This window comes from Bradyrhizobium cytisi (genome assembly GCF_008123515.1).
GTDB lineage: Bacteria > Pseudomonadota > Alphaproteobacteria > Rhizobiales > Xanthobacteraceae > Bradyrhizobium > Bradyrhizobium cytisi.
Genome location: NZ_VSSR01000015.1, coordinates 1 through 2,845 on the forward strand (window position 1 = coordinate 1; position 2,845 = coordinate 2,845).

Genomic DNA, 2,845 nt, shown 5'->3' on the forward strand with positions numbered 1-2,845 from the left:
CTATGAAGCTTGGGATTGTTGGGGAAGTCACCAATTATGCATCGCGTGATGCATGCAGGCGATCACGCGTCAGCGGGGAAATCTGTTCTCGATCGCGAACTCTTCATGACAGATTTTACTATTTAGGCGCGCCGCCGCGAAGCAAGTCACGGTAGCCGTGGTCTGCCATCCAGTTTGCTCGGGCCAGATGACTATCAAACGCATTGCGGGCGCGAGCCGGTTCACGATCCGGATCGATATGCAACACGATCCGGGTCACCTCTTTCCAATCCGCGCCATCGGCTTCGGCGTCAAGAAGTCGCCAATACGTCACCAGATGCTGCTCGTCATAGGTCGTCAGCACCGGCTGATCCGGCGCGACGTCCGCGACATCGGGATCTAACGATGGCTTGGTCATGTAGGCTTATGCGCGCACTTCGCTAATCTGCATTGTGGGCGAAACTTACCGGAATAGTTCGGTTATAGCCAGTGGTTTGATGGTCTGCCTAATGGCTGTTTGGGCGCATGAAAGCTCGTGCGCTCGTGGCCTGGAATGTGCGCCGGATCCGCGTGGATCGCGGCATTCCGCAAGAGCAACTGGCCTACGATGCCGGGATTGACCGCTCATATATGAGCGGCCTTGAGCGGCAATCTGAGAATCCGACAATTGATCTTCTCGACCGGCTCGCCGAGACGCTGGGTGTTCATTTATCTGAATTCTTTATTCAGCCACCCAAGGGAGCGGCGACACCCAAGACGTTGCCCAAAGGCCGCAGGTCAGCGCGTCTACGTTCCAATAAACAATAGCATTGGGCGAGTTCAGCCCATGCGGACAAGCGCCACGGAAGGGCGCGTCTTAAACAAGTGAAAATCAACTCGACCAAGCCGGTCCAGCTGCAGCTTTCGTCAATCTGTTTTTCTCCAAGAGTGAACCCCGCCCGAGGCTGTCGGGCGGGGCGATGATGAGCCTCACTCTCCGTTCTTGCGGGGCCGCGACCAGAGCAGGGTGTAGCCCTCGCCGCCTTCGTCATCGAACAGGTTCGCGTAGATCGGCGCGTTGAATGAGGGATCGTCAAGCTTGAGCGAGCGGTAGTCGCGGCCCTCTTCGGAGCGCTTCGACCAGGCGGCCCCAATTTCCGCGCGTCCCACGTAGACCCGATGGCTAGGCGCGTTGTCGTTGGAGCGATTGGTCTCTGCGACGATGCGGACGCCCTTGGCTTGCAGGCTCAGAGTGATGATCTCGCCCTGGAAATCGTTGCCGACCTTCTTGAAGGAACCGATGTTAGCCATGTCACTTCTCCTGTTGTGTTTCGAGCCCGCGACCACCGCGGCCTCGATGGCGATCTGGAGGCCGAGGACGATCGGCGACGCACCCGCAAGGGCCGGAGCGCAGCGGAGGACGCCGTTGGAGCGACTTTCTTGTCTCGCGAGGAATGGGCGCAAGCCCAGGGGAAGAAAGTCGCTCCAACGGCGTTGCGGCTCAGACGATCTGAGGCGAAGCCGGTCTTCGGCCAAGCCATCAAAGAGGCCACGTGCGTCCGCGTGCTGAACCACAATCTTGCGAGAAGACTTGGCGAATCTCGGTTGTGCTGAACAAGAGGTCGGTACGGTTCGGCGCAGAAACAGAAACAATCTGCCGCAAAGGGCGGTATCGTCCCGGAAGGAATGATCGAGCGCGGCGCGCCGCCCCACCGCAGCTATGTGGGCCAGACAGAGGTTGGTAAGACTTGCGTAAAGCGTTCAAGGAGGGGTGCGGTTACTTCTCGCTCAAGCTCGACCGCCCCTCGTTCAACGTGGCGCCCTGTGCGACCTTGCTCGACCGATGATGGCGACGAAGCGTCATCACTCGTGCGTGGCGGCTGTGAGAACTGGTCGAGGCATATTCTCCACCACCCCGCCCGACTCCAGCGGGCGGCTCTCCGCGAAAACGGTCAAGCGCGCCCATGCCGTGCCGCCGATGGAAACCGCACCTACGCAAGCGCAGGCCTCGCGCCAAGCCAGCGAAAGCACCCCGATCTGCGATAGGGCAAACACCACATGATAGCCAGCGATTGCCGCAGGGACCGCGAATGCGGTTGCGATCGCGACGTGCAAGGTCAAGGACCGACTAACGGCGACGGCGACCTGACCCACGGCAAGCGTCAGCGCGCCAGAAGCAATTCCGATAAGCAGTGCGCCGACGACACCCACGCCATCGCGAAATGCCAACATCCCGACACTGAGTGCGACGAAAAACGGCAAGGCATACACTGCCAGCGCGAAAATCGCCCAGCAGAACAACCCGATGCCGAGTGTGTTGAGAACGAGCCCAAGAGCGAGCATGGTGGTGGCTCCACGTGCATAGATGTACCGGTCGCGCCTTCCACCACCACCACCATGGCGCAATTTCGGACATAGAACCGAAACGAGGCTGAGTTGCGGCGTAGGCAACTCCGCCTCGTTAGCTTGGAGGCGAGAAGACGGCGCTCATGCGCCGCCGAACTTCCAGACGGGGATGCCGAGCCGCTTCGCCTTGTCGGCGAGGTTGTCCTGAATTCCCGTGTCCGGGAAATGCATGACGCCGATCGGCAGAAGCTCGAGCAGAGCGTCGTTGCGCTTGACCCACCTCGGGGGAATACACGAGAAGCGACCGAGGGAAGAGCTGCTCGTATGGTCGAGATGAGCCAACGGCTTCGACAATTCGAAAGATCTCGCTTTGACTTTCCACGTGCGGGCAACGGAACTCTCACAGCGTCTTAAGATACTCGACAAGCGCTCGCCGCTCGGCGTCGGTCAGTTCTGGCCCGATGACACCAGGCGGCAGCTTTGTTAAGTTGGGTTCCTTGCCCTCAAACGAATGTCCACGAGCAGCGATACATTGAAGTCC

The 2,845-nt window shown here is 59.7% G+C and carries 5 protein-coding genes; 1 reads left to right on the forward strand and 4 read right to left on the reverse strand.

Annotation, left to right across the window (positions count from 1 at the left end; genetic code table 11):
* Window positions 1-118: 118 nt before the first annotated feature.
* Complete coding sequence (locus FXB38_RS09020) at window positions 119-397, reverse strand: DNA -binding domain-containing protein (protein WP_148750522.1); 279 nt, start codon at window positions 395-397, stop codon at window positions 119-121.
* 107 nt (window positions 398-504) lie between these two features.
* Here FXB38_RS09020 and FXB38_RS09025 point away from each other — a divergent pair, with 107 nt between their 5' ends.
* Window positions 505-786, forward strand: a complete 282-nt coding sequence (locus FXB38_RS09025) for a helix-turn-helix domain-containing protein (RefSeq protein WP_148742783.1) — start codon at window positions 505-507, stop codon at window positions 784-786.
* Window positions 787-948: 162 nt separating this feature from the next.
* Here FXB38_RS09025 and FXB38_RS09030 read toward each other — a convergent pair whose 3' ends face one another.
* The 3 genes from FXB38_RS09030 to FXB38_RS09040 all read right to left on the reverse strand — a co-directional run bounded on the left by FXB38_RS09030 (window position 949) and on the right by FXB38_RS09040 (window position 2,646).
* Window positions 949-1,269, reverse strand: a complete 321-nt coding sequence (locus FXB38_RS09030) for a DUF736 domain-containing protein (RefSeq protein WP_148750523.1) — start codon at window positions 1,267-1,269, stop codon at window positions 949-951.
* A gap of 552 nt (window positions 1,270-1,821) precedes the next feature.
* Entirely contained in the window at window positions 1,822-2,301 is a 480-nt protein-coding gene (locus FXB38_RS09035; RefSeq protein ID WP_148750524.1) for a hypothetical protein, read from the reverse strand.
* A gap of 144 nt (window positions 2,302-2,445) precedes the next feature.
* The gene (locus FXB38_RS09040; RefSeq protein WP_148750525.1) at window positions 2,446-2,646 is read right to left on the reverse strand and encodes a hypothetical protein; all 201 of its coding nucleotides are present in this window, start codon (window positions 2,644-2,646) and stop codon (window positions 2,446-2,448) included.
* Window positions 2,647-2,845: the final 199 nt, after the last annotated feature.

Coding starts and splice junctions, on each gene's coding strand:
- FXB38_RS09035 (WP_148750524.1), bottom strand. CDS start 2,301: ATGCTCGCTCTTGGGCTCGTTCTCAACACACTCGGCATCGGGTTGTTC.
- FXB38_RS09030 (WP_148750523.1), bottom strand. CDS start 1,269: ATGGCTAACATCGGTTCCTTCAAGAAGGTCGGCAACGATTTCCAGGGC.
- FXB38_RS09020 (WP_148750522.1), bottom strand. CDS start 397: ATGACCAAGCCATCGTTAGATCCCGATGTCGCGGACGTCGCGCCGGAT.
- FXB38_RS09025 (WP_148742783.1), top strand. CDS start 505: ATGAAAGCTCGTGCGCTCGTGGCCTGGAATGTGCGCCGGATCCGCGTG.